The organism is Curtobacterium sp. VKM Ac-2861 (genome assembly GCF_013204965.1).
Taxonomy (GTDB): Bacteria; Actinomycetota; Actinomycetes; order Actinomycetales; family Microbacteriaceae; genus Curtobacterium.
This window is the reverse complement of record NZ_JABMLA010000004.1, coordinates 83,955-101,958: the sequence shown is the minus strand read 5'-3', so window position 1 is coordinate 101,958 and position 18,004 is coordinate 83,955. Positions and strand designations below refer to the sequence as shown.

Genomic DNA, 18,004 nt, shown 5'->3' with positions numbered 1-18,004 from the left:
AGGTGCAGGCGAGGCCTGCGGGCGGGGCGTGCGGCAAGGCGTACTGCGAAGGCTTCGGGAACAGCGTGGCGTGCACCGGTGCAGGCGTCACGCACCTACCCTGAGGGGCATGGCGGGATCCCAGTTCACTCTAGCCGCGTTGGCGACGACGGCCGTGCCCGGTCTCGTCGTCACGGGCACGCGCACGCTCGGCTCGGCCGCGGCCGGCGACTACGAGTCGGCTCTCCTCCGCGACGCCGACGGCGCCCTGACGGTCATCCGACGTCCCCGGAACCAGCGGGCGGAAGCCCGGCAGTCGGCCGACCTCGTCGCGATCCGTGCGCTGAGCGCCGGGATCCGCACGCGCCTCCCGTTCGGTGTGGCCGAGTACCGCGGTCAGGCGCCGATCGGATCGACCCGCGCCATCGTCACCACCCGGCTGCCGGGCGCGCACCCGACGCTCGCGTCGTTCGCCGAGCGCCCCGAGCTCGCCACGAGCGTCGGCCGCGCCCTCGCCGCGATCCACCAGCTGCCGACGAGCTTCGTCTCGGACGCCGGCCTGCCGTCGCTCACCCCGTTCGAGGTGCTGCGCTCCGCCGTGTCCGTGATGGACCGCGCCGTCGCCACCAAGCTCGTGCCCGCCGCCCTGGTCGAACGGTGGGAGGGTGCCGCGCGCGACCAGCAGCTGTGGCAGTTCACCCCGACCGTCGTGCACGGTTCGATCGGCACCGGCGTGCTGCTCGTCGACGGCGACGCCGTCAGCGGGATCCTCGACTGGGGCGAGCTCCGACTCGGCGACCCGGCGAAGGACCTCGCCTGGGTGCTCGCCGGCCGACGCGACGCCTTCGACACCGTCCTGAGCGCCTACGAGGCGAACGGCGGCGGACGCGACCGCCAGCTCGCGCAGCGCGCCCGGGTGCACCACGAACTCGAGACGGCGCACTGGCTGTTGCACGGCGTGCAGGCGAAGAGCACCGAGGTCGTCGACGACGCGGTCGCCATGATGCACCGGCTGGTCGACGCGGTGCACGCGCCGAGCGCGGAGCCGCTGCAGTCGGTGTCCCCCGAGACGATGGAGATCGGCGAGGTCGAGCAGTTGCTGTCGTCGACCGAGCGCCGACACGGCTGACGTCCGCTCCGACGTTCCGACTCGTGCGCCGCGCTCACCTCTGCCGAGCGGTCACGCAACGTCGTCCGCCCCGCGTTCGAGCGACCGTCCACGACCAGTCCGCAGCCGCCGACGGGCTGTCGTGACCAGCGGCGGTCGCGCTGGGCGGTGGGCGCGACTGCCTGGAGGCCCGGTGCCGGTCCGCGAGACGGGCACCGGGCCTCCAGGGTGGCAGGCTGGGCGCGGCGCGCTCCCCGCCCGCGTCGGCGCCGAGCGGTCACGACTCCCCGCCCTCCGAGCACCGACAGGCCACGAACCGTCGGCCGTCGGCCTCGCGCTGACGGCCTGTGACCGGTCGCCGTGCACGCCGCGGGGTGTCGCGACCCCTCGTCCGTCAGCCGATCGCGGCCGTCCAGGCGCGCTCGAGTCCGGCACGGTCCAGCAGCTCGGTCGGGCGCACCTCGAGGTCGTCCGCGACGAAGTAGAACACGGCGTCGACCTGGTCGAGCGGTCGACCGGTGAACTCGGCGTAGGCCACCCGGTAGAGGGCGAGCTGCAGCGTCCGTCGGGCCAGGTCGTCGGCACCGGACGGCGCCTTGCCCGTCTTCCAGTCGACGACCTCGGCACGCCCGTCGATCTCGTAGACGGCGTCGAGCTTGCAGACGACGCTGTGCCCGAGGAACGGGATGTGGATCTCCCGCTCGACCTCGACCGGCGTGCGGCCGGCCCACCGTGAGCGGGCGAAGGTGGCCTGGAAGTCGGCCAGCCGTCGGGCGTCGTCGTCCGTGACCACGGCGTCCGGCGAGGCGTCGACCAGGTCGTCGGCGTCGAGGTCGAGCTCGTCGCCCCACACGTCGAGGGTCTCGAGCGAACCGCCCGTGCGGGCACGCTGCTCCACCCACTGGTGGAAGAGCGTACCGAGCCGGGTCGCTCGGTACGGGCGCTCCGGCATCGGCCGCCGCAGGCGTTCGGCCACCTTGTCCGGCTCGGTCAGGTAGTCCTTGAAGCCGGAGGCCGGCACGCGGTGCGGGACCACGACCGCGTGCTTCGCGTTCCGGGTCGCGCGTCGTTCGGCGAGCAGCAGGTCGATGTCGGCCGCGTACCGGCCGGAGGCACCGGGGTTGGCGTTCCGGACCCGCTCGGCCGCCGCCAGCACCCGGGGCGCCCGCTGCCCGAACGGCACGTGCGGCCAGAGCTGCTGGGCGCCGTCCTCGCCGAGGGGGTTCTCGTCGTGCACGGTGGTCTCCGGGATCGCGGTGCCGTCGACGACCCCGGCCTCGACCAGGTCGTGCAGGTACCGGCTCGGCTCGGTGGGGCGCACGCCGCCGGCCCAGAACGAACCGGACACGAGCAGGTCGTGACGGGCACGGGTCAGCGCGACGTACGTGAGTCGGCGTTCCTCGTCCTCGTTGCGGGCCTTCACCTGCTCCTTGAAGGCGTCGATCGCGGTCGTGACGTCCTTCTGGGTCTCCTGCCCGCGCCACGCCAGGCTCGGCAGCTCGGCGCCGTCCCCCCGGAACTCGTACGGCAACCGGCCGAAGCCGAGCCACCCGGACGAGCCCTCCTGCGGCCGCGCGGGCAGGCCGCCCTCGACCATGCGCGGCACCGCGACGGCGTCCCACTCGAGGCCCTTCGACCCGTGGATCGTCAGGATCTGGACCGTGCCGGCTTCGGGTTCCTCGGAGCGCGGGCCCATGTCGTCACGGCGGGCGGCGGCGTCGATCCACCCCAGGAAGGAGCCGAGGTCGGCACGGTCGTCGGTGGACACGAACCCGGCGAGCTCGTCGATGAAGGCGTCGAGGTACGCCCCGCTGCCCTGCTCGTGCGCCGCGACCTCGATGTCGAGGCGCATCTCCTGCACCACGAGCGTCACGAAGTCGACCAGGTCGCTGCCGGCCCGCGACCGCAGCATCGCGAGCTGCGTGCCCAGCGCCCGCATCCGGCTGCGGCCGGCGGGCGTGATGCCCTCGAGCGCGCCGTGCTCGTCCGGTGCGGTCGCCACGAAGTCCAGGGCGTCGACGATCGAACCGTGCTCCCCCGCGGCCACCGAGGCGCGGAACGCCGCCGTCAGCTCGTCGTCGAGCCGCTGCTGCGTGTGGTCGCGCTGGAACAGCCACCGCGCGAGGTGGTGCAGGGCGACGACGTCCGCCGCGCCCACCCGCCACCGGGCACCCGCGAGCAACCGGATGAGGTCGTTGCCGGCAGCCGGGTCGTGCAGCACCCGCAGGCACGCGACCAGGTCCACGATCTCGGGGCGCTGCAGCAGGCCGCCGGTGCCGAGCACGTGGAAGGGCACAGCACGCGCTCCGAGCGCCGCGGTGAACGACGCCAGGTCCTTGCGGGCACGGAGCAGCAGGGCCATCGACCCGGTCGGGTTCCGCTTCCGGTGGCCCTGGAACCAGGCGGCGACCTCGTCGGCCTCTTCCGGCAGGGTCTCCGGGAACACCGCCCGGACCGTCCCGGCGTCCGCACCGGGTCGCGGTGACAGGCGCTCGACGTCGACCTCGGATGCCTCGGACAGCGGCGCCACGATCGCGTTCGCCCCCGCGAGGACGTCGACCGGGTTCCGCCAGCTCGTCGACAGCGCGAACGTCACGGGCCGGACCGCATCCGGCTCGGTGCCGCCGAAGTCGCGCGGGAAGCGTGCGAGGTTCGCGGCGCTCGCACCGCGGAACCCGTAGATCGACTGATGCGGGTCGCCCACGGCCATCACCGAGTGCCCGCGGAACAGCCGGGCGAGGAACCGGGTCTGCACCACCGAGGTGTCCTGGTACTCGTCGAGCAGCACGACGCCGAACCGCTGCCGCAGGTCCGTGACGACCCGCGGCGCGGACTCGGCCGCGGCGAGCGCCAGGGCGATCTGGTCGGAGAACTCGACGAAGCCGCGGTCGACCTTCTGCCGCCGGAACTCCGCGACCAGGTCGGCGAGGGGCTCCAGCGCACCGATCGCCGCGACGGCGTCGGTGATCGCCTTGTACGGCTTGCCACGGTTGCCGGGCAGTTCGAGCAGGTCGGAGAACTCGACGGCGAACCGGCGGAGGTCCTCGGGTTCGACGAGGTGCTCGGACGTGGCCCCGGCGAGCGCCACGACGGCCGCGGTGAGGGTGTCGACGTCGCGGTCGAGTCCGGCCAGTCGGTCGTCACGCGCGGCCACCACGACGCGGCGGGCCAGCTGCCAGGCGGACGGTTCGGTCAGGACCTGGGACTCGCCGTCGCGGCCGACGAGCAGGGCGTTCTCGCGGAAGACGGCGTTCGCGAACGCGTTGTAGGTCGACACGGTGGGCGCTTCGAAGGCGTCCCCCGGGGTGATCAGGCCGACGTCCTCGAGTGCACGGATGCGGTCGTTGATGCGCACCGAGAGCTCACCGGCGGCCTTGCGGGTGAAGGTCAGACCGAGGACCTCGTCGGGGTGGACCATGCCGTTCGCGAGCAGCCAGACCACCCGCGACGCCATCGTCTCGGTCTTGCCGCTGCCGGCTCCGGCGACGACCAGGGCGGGGGTGAGCGGGGACTCGATGACGGCGCGCTGCTGTGCGGTCGGGCGCGGGCGGCCGAGGGCGTCGGCGATGGCGTCGGCGCCGTGCTGGACCACAGGCGCAACGAGGTCGTCCGTCGTGTCGGTCGTGTCGGTCACCAGGTCACCTCCGAGACCACGTGGATGCGGCACTCGACGCCGGTCCGCGCCTTCTCGCAGTGGTCGTCCACGTTCGCCAGGAAGGTCCGTCCGGCCATGCCGCGCGCGACCCCGTGCAGGCGCTCCCGGTAGGCGTCGCGCGCCTCGGCGTCGAACGCGTGCTGGGTGCGCTCCGAGTAGGCCTGCCCGCCGCGGGGGTTCTGCACGAACACGAGTCGGGCGTCCGTCATGGGCGAGCCGGCCGGAACGCCCTCGACCGCGCCGTCCTCGATCGCCAGCTGGTACGCGCCGAGCTGCGGGTGCTCCGGCATGTCGTTCTTCTCGCTCGGCATCGAGCGTCCGGTCTTGAGGTCCACGACGCTGACACGGCCCTCGGGGTCGACCTCGATGCGGTCGATGCTGCCGCGCATCCGGGCGGGGCCGGTGACCAGGGCGAACGAGGTCTCGGCGCCGAGCAACCGGCGGCCGGCGCCCGCGAAGGTCCGCAGGTAGTCGCTGAGCCCCTCGATCATGCGGCGGGTGCGCGCGCGTTCCCGATCGGCCACCCACGGCGACTCGAAGGTCAGTTCGTCCCACCGGGCCTCGACCCGCTCCCACAGCGACTCGACGTCGATCTCGGTCGCGTGCTCGATCGCCTCGTGCACGATCGTGCCGATCCCCATCGCCGGACTCGGCGCACCGCCGCCGAAGGTCTGCACGAACCAGTGCACCGGGCACTCCTCGAACGTGCCGATGCGCGACGGCGAGACGGACACGGTCGGGGCGACGGGTTCGCCGCCCTCGACCTCGGGCACCGGCTCGGCGTCGAGGTCGACCAGCGGCTCGTCGGTGGTGGGCTCGGCGAGGCCGTACCAGTCGTCCGGTGCGGCCCCGGGGACCTCGGCCTCGGCCAACCGGGCCAACGCCGAGGCTGCCTCGTGGTCGCCCGACAGGACGACCCGACGTCGCAGGGACCCAGCCAGTCCGCGCAGGGACAGCGGGTGCACGGTCGGCTGCCGGTCCGGCGGCACCGGCACCAGGCGGACGAACGGCGACGGGGACTCGTCGTCGTTGGCGACGGTGCCGATCACGACCTGCGTGGTCGCGCGGGAGACGGCGCGGGCGAACAAGCGGAGTTCATCGGCCACCACCGCGGCGCGGTCGTCGATCGGCGAACGCTCGACCCCCGACGCCGCACGGACCAGGCCGTCCGGGTCGAGCAGACTGCCGCGCACCCGGGTGTTCGGCCACACGCCGTCCTGCAGTCCGAGCACCACGACGACGTCGCACTCGAGTCCGATCGTCGCCGAGGGGGTGAGCACCCGGACCCGGCCGGCGGTGCGGTCGGGTCCGATGGAGTCCTCGGGCAGGTCGGCGCCGAGCAGGTCGTCGACGAACACCCGGGCCGGGGCGTCCGGGGTGCGTTCGACGAACCGCTTGGCGGCGGTGAACAGGCCGACGACGGCGTCGAGGTGCCGGTCCGCCTCGCCCGCTCCGACCCCGCCGGCTGCGGACTGCCCGCCCCACGACTTCGCGAGGCCGCTGCGCTCCCACAAGCCCCAGAGGATCTCCTCGATGCTCGATCCGGACTCGGCGTCGGCGTGTGCCTGCACCAGGCTGCGTGCGAGTCGGGTCGCCCGTCTGGCGAAGCCGGCGTCGACCGTGGCCAGACGCTCCGGAGCACCGAGCGCGTCGATCAGGAGTTCGTCGGCCGTGCGGGTGCCGTCGCCGGCGAGCTCTTCGCGCCGCAGGGCGAGCCGGAGCCGGCGCATCGCCAGGGTGTCGAGTCCGCCGAGCGGCCCGGTGGCGAACGCTGTGGCCAGGGCGGCGTCGAGGGGCAGGACCCCGAGGGCGACCGCCGCGGCGTCGAGCAGCGCCCGCGCCGCCGAGTCGTCACGGGGGCGGACGGGCGCGGCACCGGCGGTCGCGGGGACCTCGGCCACCGAGAGCGCACGCACGAGCTCGGGGATCGCGGCGCCGCTGCGGGTCACGACGGCCATCCGGTGCCACGGCACACCGTCGAGCAGGCGGTGCTCCCGGAGCCGCCGCGCGACGGCCACGAGCAGCGCCGACCGGCTCGCCGCCTCGAGGTGCACGACGGCGTCGGCTCGGGCGTCCTCGTCACTCGCCGTCGCCGCGCGCTGCCGACCGGCCGCTGCCGTGCCGATGCGTCCCGTGATCCCGGAGACCAACGACCGGATCGGCGCGGGGTACCGGTGCACGGTGCCGAGGAAGAGTTCGTCGACGCGGTCCACGCCGAGCCGCACGGCCAGGCGCCCGAGCACGTCCGGTTCGGCCCCGCGGAACGCCGAGGCGGCGATGTCCGGGTCGCCGAACGCGACGACCTGCACGCCGGACCGGGCGAGCGCACCGAGCAGTGCCACCTCGCCCTCGACGAGTTCCTGGGTGTCGTCGACCACGATGAGTCCGAGGGCGGCGATGCTCGCCGGGAGTTCCCCACGCAGCACGGCGGCGGTGGCGAACGCGACGAGCTCACCGGAGTCGAGGCTGGTCGCGCGGAACGCGGTGACCGAGGCCCGGTACTCGTCGACGAAGTCACCGACGGCCCGCCACTCGGGTCGACCGCCCTCGTCGCCGAGCTCGCGCATGTCCTCGGGCTCGACGCCCGCCGCGACCGCACGCATCATGACGTCGCGCAGCGCGGTCCGGAACCCGGCGCGCTCGCGCACCACCGCGGTGATGGGTTCGGGCCAGTCCGGACCGGTGCCGTCGAGCTCGTGACCGGCGAGCAGGTCGGCGATGATGCGGTCCTGCTCGCCACCGGTCAGCAGCGTGGGCGCTTCCTGCCCCTGGACCGCGGCGGCGTGCGCGACGATCTGGAAGGCCAACGAGTTCACGGTCCGGGCGAGCGCTCCGGGCACCACGCGGTCGACGGCGGCGGCGAGGCGGTCACGGAGGGCCGTGGCAGCGGTCCGCGACGAGGTCAGCGCGAGCACGGTGGCGTGCCCGTCGGGGCTGATCGCGTCCGGTCGGCGCAACCGGTCGGCGACGAGCCGGGCGAGCGTGGTCGTCTTGCCCGTGCCGGGAGCGCCGATGACCGCCGCGTGCCGGCCGTCGGGCAGCGCGAGCACGGCGGTCTGGGACGGGTCGTCGACCAGGGCGCGTGCGACGCCGACGTCTGCGGGGGCTGGCGTCAGCGTGGTCTGCGGCACGCTCGTACGGTACCCACGACCGCCGACACCACCCGGCCCGACGCGGGCGCGGCGCGCACCCGGGCCGCAGAGTGCGCCCGCGGCGAACGTCCGATGTCCTCCGGGACCGCTCGGATACGCTGTGCTCGTGGACATCAAGATCGGCATCATCAACAGCCCGCGCGAGATCGCGTTCGAGACCGCCCAGACCGCCGACGAGATCGAGAAGGCCGTGTCTGAGGCCCTCGCGTCGAAGGCGACGCACCTGTCGCTCCAGGACGAGAAGGGCCGTCGCTTCATCGTTCCGGTCGCCGCCCTGGCGTACGTCGAGGTCGGCGCGGAAGAGGCACGCCGCATCGGCTTCGTCGCCTGACGACGTGGAACTGCTCTTCGCCGTCCTCGGCGGCCTGATCATCGGCGGGATCGCGCACGTGGTCCTGCCGTGGCGTGCCAGTCGTGGCGTCCTGATCGGGCCCGCCGTGGGCGGCATCGCCGCTGCCGTGCTGTGGGAGGCGCTGACCTGGGCCGGATGGCGGTACGACGCCACCTGGATCTGGGTCGTGGCCCTGGTCGGTGCGGGCGTCGTCGCCCTCGTCGTCGAGTGGCTGCTCGGGAGGCGCCGCGACAAGAGCGACGTCGAGTACTACGAACGACTCAAGGCCCGCGGGGCCTAGGCCGTCAGGCCGAGCGCGTCCATCCGACGGGTGTGCGCCGCGATCAGTTCGGTCCAGACCGGCTCGAGCCGCTCCTGGTCCTCGCGCGCGTGCGACGCCAGTGCCGACCGCGCCACGAGCAGGGTGTCGCCGACCAGACGCCGGCCCCACATCGCCAAGCGCGAACCGACCTCGGGGTCGTCCTCGATGCGGGCGGTCAGTTCCTCGACGACCGCGGGTTCCTCACGCGCGTCGAACACGGAGCGCAACCGCTGCCGCACGTCGTTCGGCAGCGACCGCAGCAGGTTGCCGAACAGGTCGTTCAGGATGCCGGCCGTGACGTAGCCGGTCAGCATCGACTCGTACCAGTCGGCGCCGCTCGTGCGCTCGAGGAACCGGTCGATCGCCTCGCGGTGCGGCGCCATCAGTTCCGCCGGGTCCGAGCCGTTCCGTTCGATCTCGGCGACGATCGTGCGGTGCCGGTCGAGCGCCGTCGTCGCGAGCACGCCGGTCACCAGGCGACCGGACAGCGTCGGCGCCGAGGCACCGGCACGACCCATCGTCTCGTAGACGGAGAGCTGCAGGTAGGCGGCCTGGCCCAGGTAGACGTCGAGCTCAGGGGTGACGTCGTCGAGCGCCAGACGCTTGACCTGGCTTGCGTTGCGCGGGTTCCGCGACGCGAGCCACGCTGCTGCGAGCTGCGCCGCGCGCTTCCGGTTCCACCACGACACCACCCGGAGAGCATAGCGGGAACCGCCTCGCGCCCCGCTCCACCCGCCCATCGGTAGACTGGCCCGGACTTCCACCAGAACTAAGGTGATTCTTTGACTTTCGCAGACCTCTCCATCGAGCAGGACATCGTCGACGCGCTCGCGGGCAAGGGCATCCTCGAGCCCTTCCCGATCCAGCAGCAGACGATCCCGCTCGCCCTCACCGGCCAGGACATCATCGGCCAGGCCAAGACCGGTACCGGCAAGACCTTCGGGTTCGGCCTCCCCCTCATCCAGCGCCTCGGTGCCGACCCGGCGCCCGGCGTCAAGGCCCTCGTCGTCGTCCCGACCCGCGAACTCGCGGTCCAGGTGACCGAGGACCTCGAGGTCGCCACCTCGAACCGCCCGACCACCGTCGCGGCGATCTACGGCGGCAAGGCGTACGAGGGCCAGATCGAGCAGCTCAAGGCCGGCGCCCAGATCGTCGTCGGCACGCCCGGGCGGCTCATCGACCTGCAGCGCCAGCGACTCCTCGACCTGTCCCACGTGCAGGAAGTCGTCCTCGACGAGGCCGACCGCATGCTCGACCTGGGCTTCCTGTCGGACATCGAGCGCATCTTCCAGGCCATCCCCGAGGTGCGGCACACGATGCTGTTCTCGGCCACGATGCCCGCGCCGATCGTCGCCCTCGCCCGCCGGTTCATGAGCCGTCCGGTGCACATCCGGGCGACCGACCCGGACGAAGGCCTCATGCAGGCCAACATCAAGCACCTCATCTACCGCGCGCACTCCCTGGACAAGGACGAGGTCATCGCCCGCATCCTCCAGGCCGAGGGCCGCGGCAAGACCGTGATCTTCACCCGCACCAAGCGTGCGGCGGCGAAGCTGGTCGAGGAGCTCAAGGACCGCGGGTTCAACGCCGCAGCGGTGCACGGTGACCTCAACCAGGAGCAGCGCGAGCGCGCGATGGCCGCCTTCAAGGCCGGCAAGCGCGACGTGCTCATCGCCACCGACGTCGCCGCCCGCGGCATCGACGTGGACGACGTCACGCACGTCATCAACCACACGATCCCGGACGACCCGGACACCTACCTGCACCGCGCCGGTCGTACCGGCCGTGCCGGCAAGACCGGCATCGCGGTCACGTTCGTCGACTGGGACGACCTGCACAAGTGGACGCTGATCGACAAGGCCCTCGAGTTCGGCATCCCCGAGCCCGTCGAGACCTACTCGTCGTCGCCGCACCTGTTCGAGGAACTCGACATCCCGAAGGGCACCAAGGGCCGTCTGCCCGGTGCCTCGTCGCACGCCGCGTCGGACGGTGCCCCCGCCGAGAAGCGCAGCAGTGACCGTCCGGCGTCCGGTCCGCGTGACGCGTCGCGTTCGCGGTCGCGCAGCCGCACCCGGTCAGGAGGCTCGGTGCAGCCCGCCTCGCAGGCTCCCGCCACCGAGTCCGCGGCTCCGACCTCCGCGCCCACCGACGACACGTCGGCCACCGAGGGCGGGACCACCGACGGCGCCGCGAAGCGTCGCCGCCGTCGCCGCCGTCGCGGAGCCGGCACCGGCGATGCCTCGGCGACCGCCTCGGCACCGCAGGGTTCGTCGGACGGCGAGTAGCGCCTCCAGACCGAAGGGTCCGTCGCTGACGCGACGGGCCCTTCGTCGTCCCCACCTGCCGACTGCCCCCGCGAAAGCGACAGATCGCCGCGAACTGTCGGCGGGAATCTGTCGCTTTCGCGAAGGGGTCAGGCCGCGCCGAGCGAGAACTGTCGCTTCGGTGAGACAGCGCGACGGGTCAGGACTGCGTCAGGACAGGCGCGAACCGGGGCCGACCACGGGGGCACTGCCGGTGGCCTCGGACAGGATGGCGTCGAACGCGACCCGCGCCGTCCGGTGCTCGCCGAGCCGGTTCGGCTTGCCCGTGCCGTGGTAGTCGCTCGAACCGGTGACGAACAGGCCGTAGCGCGACGCCCAGTCGAGCAGGGTGCGCTTGCCGTGCGCCAGGTTCTCGCGGTGGTCGACCTCGAGCCCGCCGAGCCCGGCGTCGACGAGGTCGCGGAGCATCGGCTCGTCGATGACGATCCCCCGCGACGAGGCTGCCGGGTGCGCGATGACCGGCACACCGCCCGCCTGTCGGATGAGTTCGACGCCGCGCAGGGGCGACGGTGCCTCGTGCGGTTCGTAGTAGCCGGACGCCGGGTGCAGGATGCCGCGGAACGCCGCGCTCCGGTCGGACTCGAGGCCCCGCGCGACGAGCGCGTCGGCGATGTGCGGGCGGCCGATGGTGGCCCCGGGGCTCGCCTGCGCCAGGACGTCCGCCCAGGTGATCGGGTGGTCCTCACCGATGCGGTCGACCATGCGGTGCGCGCGGGAGAGGCGGCCGGAGCGGATGCGGTCCGTCTCCTCGACCAGGCCCGGGTCGTGTGGATCGACCAGGTAGCCGAGGACGTGCACGCTGCGGAAGCCGATGCGCGTGCTGAGCTCGAGGCCCGGCAGGAGCGTCAGCGGCAGCTCGCGTGCAGACTGGGACGCGTCGGCCCAGCCGGCGGTCGTGTCGTGGTCGGTCAGCGCGACGGCGTCCAGGCCGGCGGCCGCGGCCGCTCGGACGAGCTCCGCGGGTCGCTCGGTGCCGTCGGAGACACTCGAGTGCGCGTGCAGGTCGATGAACGGGTCGGGCACGTCGACAATGCTATCCACAGGTGAGGGGCCGCACAGGACGCCGGTGCAGCGCGGTGCGATGATGGGGGCATGGCCGACACGACTCCCCGCGCGACGAGCAACCGATCCACGACCCCCGGGTCCTCGACCTTCAAGGACTTCATCGGGTCGCAGTGGGCCGACCGCGAGCAGACGATCCCCGAGCCCCGCGAGCAGGCCGCCTTCGCTGCCGAGCGTCGGGACCGCATCTCCGAGCTGCACCCGGGCCGCACGATCGTCGTCCCCGCCGGGCAGGCCAAGGTCCGCTCGAACGACTGCGACTACCCCTTCCGCCCGCACTCCACGTTCGCGCACTTGACCGGGTGGGGCACCGACACCGTCGTCGGCTCCGTCCTCGTGATGGCGCCGAACGGCTCCGGGCACGACGCCACGCTCTACTTCCGCGCCACGGCCGGTCGTGATTCGGAGGAGTTCTACGCGAACCCCGAGATCGGCGAGTTCTGGGTCGGCCCGCGTCCCTCGCTCGACGCCGTCGCCGCCGACCTCGGGCTGGCCACGGCCGACCTCGGCTCCTTCTCGGACGTCGCCGACGGGCTCGACGCCTCGGCGCTGCTCGTGCGCGAGGCCGACGACGACCTGACCCGCACCCTCGACGCACGACTCGGCAGCGCCGTCGGCGGCGCGCCGGAGACCGACGACGCACCGGCGACCGACGACGTCCTCGCCCGCGACCTGTCCGAGCAGCGCCTGGTGAAGGACGCGTACGAGGTGGGCGAGCTCCGCAAGGCCGTCGACGCGACGAAGCACGGCTTCGACGACGTGATCGCCGACTTCGACGCCGTCCTGGCACACCAGCGGGGCGAGCGCATCGTCGAGGGCACCTTCAACCGCCGGGCTCGTGCAGACGGCAACACGGTCGGCTACGACACGATCGCCGCCTCGGGCCACCACGCCTGCATCCTGCACTGGACCCGGAACGACGGCGCCGTGCAGCCGGGTGACCTGATCCTCATCGACGCCGGGGTCGAGGTCGACTCGTTCTACACGGCCGACATCACCCGCACGCTGCCGGTCAGCGGCACGTTCTCCCCCGTGCAGCGCATGGTCTACGACGCCGTGCTCGAGGCAGCAGACGCCGCGTTCGCCATCGTCAAGCCGGGCATCACGTTCCGCCAGGTGCACGCCACGGCGATGGAGGTCATCGCCCGCAAGACCGCCGAGTGGGGCTTCCTGCCCGTCTCGGCGGAAGAGTCGCTCGAGCCGGACAACCAGTTCCACCGCCGCTACATGGTGCACGGCACGAGCCACCACCTCGGCCTCGACGTGCACGACTGCGCGAAGGCCCGTCGCGAGATGTACATCGACGGCGTCGTGCAGCCCGGCATGGTGTTCACGATCGAGCCCGGTCTGTACTTCCAGCAGGACGACCTGACCGTGCCCGAGGAGTTCCGCGGCATCGGCGTCCGGATCGAGGACGACATCCTGGTCACCGAGGACGGGGCCGAGAACCTGTCGATCGGCATCCCCCGGACCCCCTCGGAAGTGGAGGGGTGGATCGCCCGCTCCGGCCGCTAGCCTGAGCGGGTGACGACGCCCGACGCCTCCACCGACTCCCGCACGCCGCAGTTCTCGATCGAGGTCGAGCACTTCGACTCCCCCGACGCGCAGCGACTCCGAGCCGCGCAGCGCCTGGAGATCGACCGTGCTTACGGCGGCGACACCGAACCCGGCGAGAAGCCGACGGCGGACTCCATCGCGGTGTTCTTCCTGGCGCGCGACGAGGCCGGCACTCCGCTGGCGTGCGGCGGACTGCGGGTCGTCGACGACGGCATCACCGAGATCAAGCGCATGTACGTCCGGCCGGAGTCCCGCGGCTCGGGTGTGGCGGCCGCGCTGCTGCGTCGGCTCGAAGAGGCCGCGCTGGACCTCGGGTCACCGGCGCTCGTGCTCGAGACGGGGAACGAGCAGAAGCGCGCCGTCGGGTTCTACGAGCGCGAGGGCTTCACGCGCATCGCCAACTTCGGCCCCTACATCGGCGCCCCGCTGTCGATCTGCTACTCGAAGGTGCTGTAACCCGAACACACCGGCCCCGAGCACGCAGGCGTCAGGCGCGCTCGTCGCCCTTCGGGGACGACGGGGTCGACGAAGACGACGGTGCCGGCGGCGTCGCACCGGGCACCCGCTCGCCGTACTGCGGCGGGTCCTGCGGACGACGCTCGGGGATCGCCGGCCCTCCCGAGGTGGGTCGGTCGGCGGGGGCGGCGGCCGACGGGTCGGCGTTCTCGCCGTACCGGGGCCCGTCGTTCGTGCCGTACCGCGGCGCGCTCGACGCACCCGACGCCGTGGGCGCATCCGTCTGACCGTCGGGAGCCGACGTGCCGGGCTGCTGCGGGCCTCCTGGCTGCTGGTGGGGTGTGGCGTGTCCGCCGTACGGCGACGGCTGCTGCGGCGGGGCGGGACGCCACGGCTGCTGTCCCTGCACCGGTGCGCCGGGAGCGCCCTGCTGGGACTGCTCGTTCCAGTGCGTGGACGGCGTCGCGCCGTGCTCACCGAGGATGCGCTGCGCCTGACCGGTCAGCTGCGGGTTGACGACGATCTGGTAGTTCGTGGCGAGCACCTGGTGGACGCTCGTGAAGTCGCGCTGTCGCTTGGTGATCGCGAACGAGACGATGCCGTAGAGCATGCCGAACGCGGCGCCGATGATCGCGGCGGCGAGGATCAGGCCGCCGGAGCTCGGCGAGAACAGGGTGAGCACGATGCCGAAGAAGATGCCGAGCCAGAGACCGGACAGGGCTCCGGCGATCGCCGCACGGCCGTAGGTCATCTTGCCGGTGACGCGCTCGACGGTCTTCAGGTCGTTGCCCACGATCGAGAGCTGGTTGACCGGGAAGTCGGCGTCGGCGAGCTTCGCCACGACGCGCTGCGCATCGGGGTAGCTGTCGTACGTGCCGAGGACGTCGCCCTTGGGCAGCGTCGGGAAGGCCTGGGCGGTCCTGCCGGCGAAGGGACTCTGATTGCTCACACAGCCATCATTCACCGCGCACCTTGCAATCGCACGTGCACCGCCGGGGAAGCGCCAGCACGCAACCGACTACGCTGGGTCGGGTGAGCGCCACGAAGGTCTTCGTCGCCCGCCTCGCCGGGTGCTCCGTCTTCGACCCCGCGGGCGACCGCGTGGGCAAGGTCCGGGACGTCCTGGTGGTCTACCGCCGGGCCGATCCCCCGCACGTCGTGGGGTTGATCGTCGAGGTGCCGGGCAAGCGCCGCATCTTCGTCAGCGTCGGCCGCATCACCTCGATCGGTGCCGGCCAGGTCATCACCACCGGGCTCGTCAACATGCGCCGCTTCGAGCAGCGCGGCGGCGAGGTCCGGGTGATCGCCGAGATGCTCGGTCGCAAGGTGCTCATCAAGAACCAGCGCATCCGCGCCACCATCGAGGACGTCGCGATTGAGGACCGCGGGCAGGGCGACTGGGAGGTCGCACAGCTCTTCCTCCGTAAGCCGAAGACCACCCCGTCGCCGTTCGGCAAGGGCCCGACGACGTTCGCGACGTGGAACGAGGTCACTGAGGACGAGCTCCCCGGCGAGGCCCAGTCCGCCGAGCACGTCATCGCCGCGTACTCCGACCTGGTGCCCGCCGACCTGGCGAGCACGCTGCTCGACCTGCCGGAGGAACGCCGGTTCGAGGTCGCCGAGGAGCTCCCCGACGACCGGCTGGCCGACGTGCTCGAGGAGATGCCCGACCAGGAGCGCGTCGAGATCCTGTCGCGGCTCGAGGACTCCCGCGCGGCCGACGTCCTCGACCAGATGCAGCCGGACGACGCCGCCGACGTACTCGCGCAGTTCTCCGACGAACGGAGCGAGGCGCTCCTGCAGCTCATGGAGCCGGAGGAGGCGCAGGACGTCCGCATGCTCCTGGAGTACGAGCCGGACACCGCCGGTGGTCTGATGACCACCGAGCCCGTCATCGTCTCCGCCGACGCGACCGTCGCCGAGGGGCTCGCACTCGTCCGCCGACACGACCTCGCCCCGGTGCTCGGCGCCGCGGTGTGCGTCACGCTGCCGCCGTACGAGCCGCCGACCGGTCGGTTCCTCGGGCTGGTGCACTTCCAGCGCATGCTCCGCTACCCGCCGAACGAACGGCTCGGCACGCTCATCGACCAGCAGACCGAGCCGGTCCGGGTCGACGCGAGCGCCGCCGAGGTCACCCGCGTGATGGCGACCTACAACCTGCTGTCCGTCCCCGTGGTCGACGACGCCCACCGCCTCGTCGGGGTGGTGACGATCGACGATGTCCTCGACCACGTCCTGCCGGACGACTGGCGAAGTCAGGGCGAGGGGGAACCCTCACCGCTTCCACGCCAACGCCCGCGCAAGACACCCGTGACGACGGGAAGGAGGACCACCCGTGGCCCGAACGGATGAGAACCGTCGTGATCGCGAGCGCTCCGACGTCCGACTCGACTCCCCCAAGGGCATGCGCACACGCGTGCTCCCGACCCGCCGTCGCGGCGGACGCGGTGACACGTTCGGTCGCGCGACCGAGGGCATCGCACGGGGCATGGGCACGCCGTGGTTCCTCATCGGCCTCACCCTGTTCTGTGTGGTCTGGATGGGCTACAACACCCTCGCGCCGAAGCCGTGGCAGTTCGACTCCGCCGCGATCGGCTTCACCGCACTGACCCTGGTGCTGTCGCTGCAGGCCTCGTACGCCGCCCCGCTCATCCTGCTCGCGCAGAACCGGCAGGACGACCGCGACCGCGTGCAGTTCGAGCAGGACCGGCAGCGTGCGGAGCGCAACCTGGCGGACACCGAGTACCTGGCGCGCGAGGTCGTCGCGCTCCGGCTGGCGATGCGCGACATGGCGTCGAAGGACTTCATCCGCGCCGAGCTCCGCTCCCTGCTCGAGGAACTCGACCGGCGCGACGCCGACGACGCCGGCTACGCGAACGAGCCCGGCAGCTCCACCCGTGGCTGACGCGGCTCCCGCCGACGAGCAGCTGGGCACGGCAGTCCTCGCTGCGCTCGGCCGTGTGATCGACCCCGAGATCCGTCGACCCGTCACGGAGCTCGACATGATCCGTGGGGTCGACGTGCAGCCAGGAGGCGCGGTGCGCGTCGACCTGCAGCTCACGATCGTGGGGTGCCCCGCCGCCGACACCATCGAGCGCGACGTGCGCGTCGCCGCCGGTTCCGTCGACGGGGTGTCGTCGGTCGACGTCGACGTGTCGGTGATGGCCCCCGCGACGCGCGCCGCGCTGACCGAACGCCTGCGGGCCGGCCGGCCGAACGGCATCCAGTTCACGGCGGACTCGCTCACCCGGGTGATCGCCGTCACGAGCGGCAAGGGCGGCGTCGGCAAGTCGACGGTCACCGCCAACCTCGCCGTCGCGCTCGCCCGCCGGGGCCTGCGGGTCGGGATCGTCGACGTCGACGTGCACGGCTTCAGCATCCCCGGGCTGATGGGACTGACCGACGAGCACGGCGTCGCGCCGCGTCCGACCCGGGTGGACAGCATGATCCTGCCGCCCGTCGCCCACGACGTGAAGGTCGTGTCGATCGGGATGTTCGTCGACGACGCCTCCACCGCGGTCTCCTGGCGTGGCCCGATGCTGCACCGCACCGTGAACCAGTTCCTGACCGACGTGTTCTTCGGCGACCTGGACGTGCTCCTGCTCGACCTGCCGCCCGGTACCGGCGACGTCGCGATCTCGGTCGGCCAGCTCCTCCCCCACGCCGAGGTCCTGGTCGTCACCACACCCCAGGCGGCTGCGGCCGACGTCGCCGAGCGCAGCGGGATCGTCGCACGCCAGACGGGCCAACGGGTGATCGGGGTCATCGAGAACATGGCCGGGCTCGTGCAGCCCGACGGCTCGGTCCTGCACCTGTTCGGCGAGGGCGGTGGCGCCGAGACCGCCGCACGGCTCTCCCGCGGCCAGGACGCCCCCGTGCCGGTGCTCGGCAGCGTGCCGCTGTCCGTGCCGCTCCGCGAGGGCGGGGACACCGGCCTGCCGGTCGTGCTCGGCGCGCCGGAGGACCCCGCAGCCGTCGCCCTCGCCGCGATCGCCGACGGCATCACGACGATGGGGCGCGGACTGGCCGGACGGAAGCTGGGGCTGTCGCTGTCCTAG

The 18,004-nt window shown here is 72.7% G+C and carries 14 protein-coding genes; 9 read left to right on the top strand and 5 right to left on the bottom strand.

The features are described from left to right. Nucleotides 1–109 precede the first annotated feature (109 nt). Nucleotides 110–1,108 (top strand): phosphotransferase, encoded by a 999-nt coding sequence (locus HQQ88_RS11450; protein WP_123294087.1) that lies wholly within the window; start codon nt 110–112, stop codon nt 1,106–1,108. A gap of 373 nt (nt 1,109–1,481) precedes the next feature. Here the strand turns inward: HQQ88_RS11450 and HQQ88_RS11445 are convergent, their stop codons facing one another. Beyond that, entirely contained in the window at nt 1,482–4,721 is a 3,240-nt protein-coding gene (locus tag HQQ88_RS11445; protein ID WP_173169509.1) for an ATP-dependent DNA helicase, read from the bottom strand. Next, nucleotides 4,718–7,873: a UrvD/REP family ATP-dependent DNA helicase gene (locus tag HQQ88_RS11440; RefSeq protein WP_173169508.1), complete on the bottom strand. Its 3,156-nt coding sequence runs from the start codon at nt 7,871–7,873 to the stop codon at nt 4,718–4,720. The genes HQQ88_RS11445 and HQQ88_RS11440 overlap by 4 nt, the downstream gene beginning before the upstream one ends. A gap of 127 nt (nt 7,874–8,000) precedes the next feature. On the opposite strand from HQQ88_RS11440, the gene HQQ88_RS19540 reads away from it, so the two are divergent. Further along, nucleotides 8,001–8,225, top strand: coding sequence for a DUF3107 domain-containing protein (locus tag HQQ88_RS19540; RefSeq protein ID WP_111084998.1), 225 nt, complete (start codon nt 8,001–8,003; stop codon nt 8,223–8,225). Between the two features lie 4 nt (nt 8,226–8,229). Beyond that, nucleotides 8,230–8,526 (top strand): hypothetical protein, encoded by a 297-nt coding sequence (locus HQQ88_RS11430; protein ID WP_173169507.1) that lies wholly within the window; start codon nt 8,230–8,232, stop codon nt 8,524–8,526. Here the strand turns inward: HQQ88_RS11430 and HQQ88_RS11425 are convergent. Continuing rightward, nucleotides 8,523–9,236, bottom strand: a complete 714-nt coding sequence (locus tag HQQ88_RS11425; RefSeq protein ID WP_260155054.1) for a ferritin-like domain-containing protein — start codon at nt 9,234–9,236, stop codon at nt 8,523–8,525. The genes HQQ88_RS11430 and HQQ88_RS11425 overlap by 4 nt on opposite strands. 93 nt (nt 9,237–9,329) lie before the next feature. On the opposite strand from HQQ88_RS11425, the gene HQQ88_RS11420 reads away from it, so the two are divergent. Continuing rightward, the gene (locus tag HQQ88_RS11420) at nt 9,330–10,832 is read left to right on the top strand and encodes a DEAD/DEAH box helicase (RefSeq protein WP_173169506.1); all 1,503 of its coding nucleotides are present in this window, start codon (nt 9,330–9,332) and stop codon (nt 10,830–10,832) included. Nucleotides 10,833–11,021: 189 nt separating this feature from the next. Here the strand turns inward: HQQ88_RS11420 and HQQ88_RS11415 are convergent, their stop codons facing one another. Beyond that, complete coding sequence (locus tag HQQ88_RS11415) at nt 11,022–11,894, bottom strand: PHP domain-containing protein (protein ID WP_173169505.1); 873 nt, start codon at nt 11,892–11,894, stop codon at nt 11,022–11,024. Nucleotides 11,895–11,963: 69 nt separating this feature from the next. Here HQQ88_RS11415 and HQQ88_RS11410 point away from each other — a divergent pair, with 69 nt between their 5' ends. Together HQQ88_RS11410 and HQQ88_RS11405 are read left to right on the top strand one after the other, a co-directional pair. Next, a complete protein-coding gene (locus tag HQQ88_RS11410; RefSeq protein ID WP_173169504.1) occupies nt 11,964–13,448 on the top strand; it encodes an aminopeptidase P family protein in 1,485 nt (494 codons plus the stop codon). 9 nt (nt 13,449–13,457) lie between these two features. Next, a complete protein-coding gene (locus HQQ88_RS11405; protein ID WP_159571561.1) occupies nt 13,458–13,946 on the top strand; it encodes a GNAT family N-acetyltransferase in 489 nt (162 codons plus the stop codon). Nucleotides 13,947–13,977: 31 nt separating this feature from the next. Here HQQ88_RS11405 and HQQ88_RS11400 read toward each other — a convergent pair whose 3' ends face one another. Next, complete coding sequence (locus HQQ88_RS11400) at nt 13,978–14,895, bottom strand: general stress protein (RefSeq protein WP_173169503.1); 918 nt, start codon at nt 14,893–14,895, stop codon at nt 13,978–13,980. 83 nt (nt 14,896–14,978) lie between these two features. On the opposite strand from HQQ88_RS11400, the gene HQQ88_RS11395 reads away from it, so the two are divergent. The 3 genes from HQQ88_RS11395 to HQQ88_RS11385 are packed head-to-tail and all read left to right on the top strand — an operon-like array spanning nt 14,979 to nt 18,004. Further along, complete coding sequence (locus HQQ88_RS11395; RefSeq protein ID WP_111084991.1) at nt 14,979–16,298, top strand: CBS domain-containing protein; 1,320 nt, start codon at nt 14,979–14,981, stop codon at nt 16,296–16,298. 52 nt (nt 16,299–16,350) lie between these two features. Beyond that, entirely contained in the window at nt 16,351–16,851 is a 501-nt protein-coding gene (locus tag HQQ88_RS11390) for a DUF1003 domain-containing protein (RefSeq protein ID WP_111085044.1), read from the top strand. Further along, nucleotides 16,844–18,004, top strand: coding sequence for an Mrp/NBP35 family ATP-binding protein (locus tag HQQ88_RS11385; RefSeq protein ID WP_123294097.1), 1,161 nt, complete (start codon nt 16,844–16,846; stop codon nt 18,002–18,004). Before HQQ88_RS11390 ends, HQQ88_RS11385 begins: the two co-directional genes overlap by 8 nt.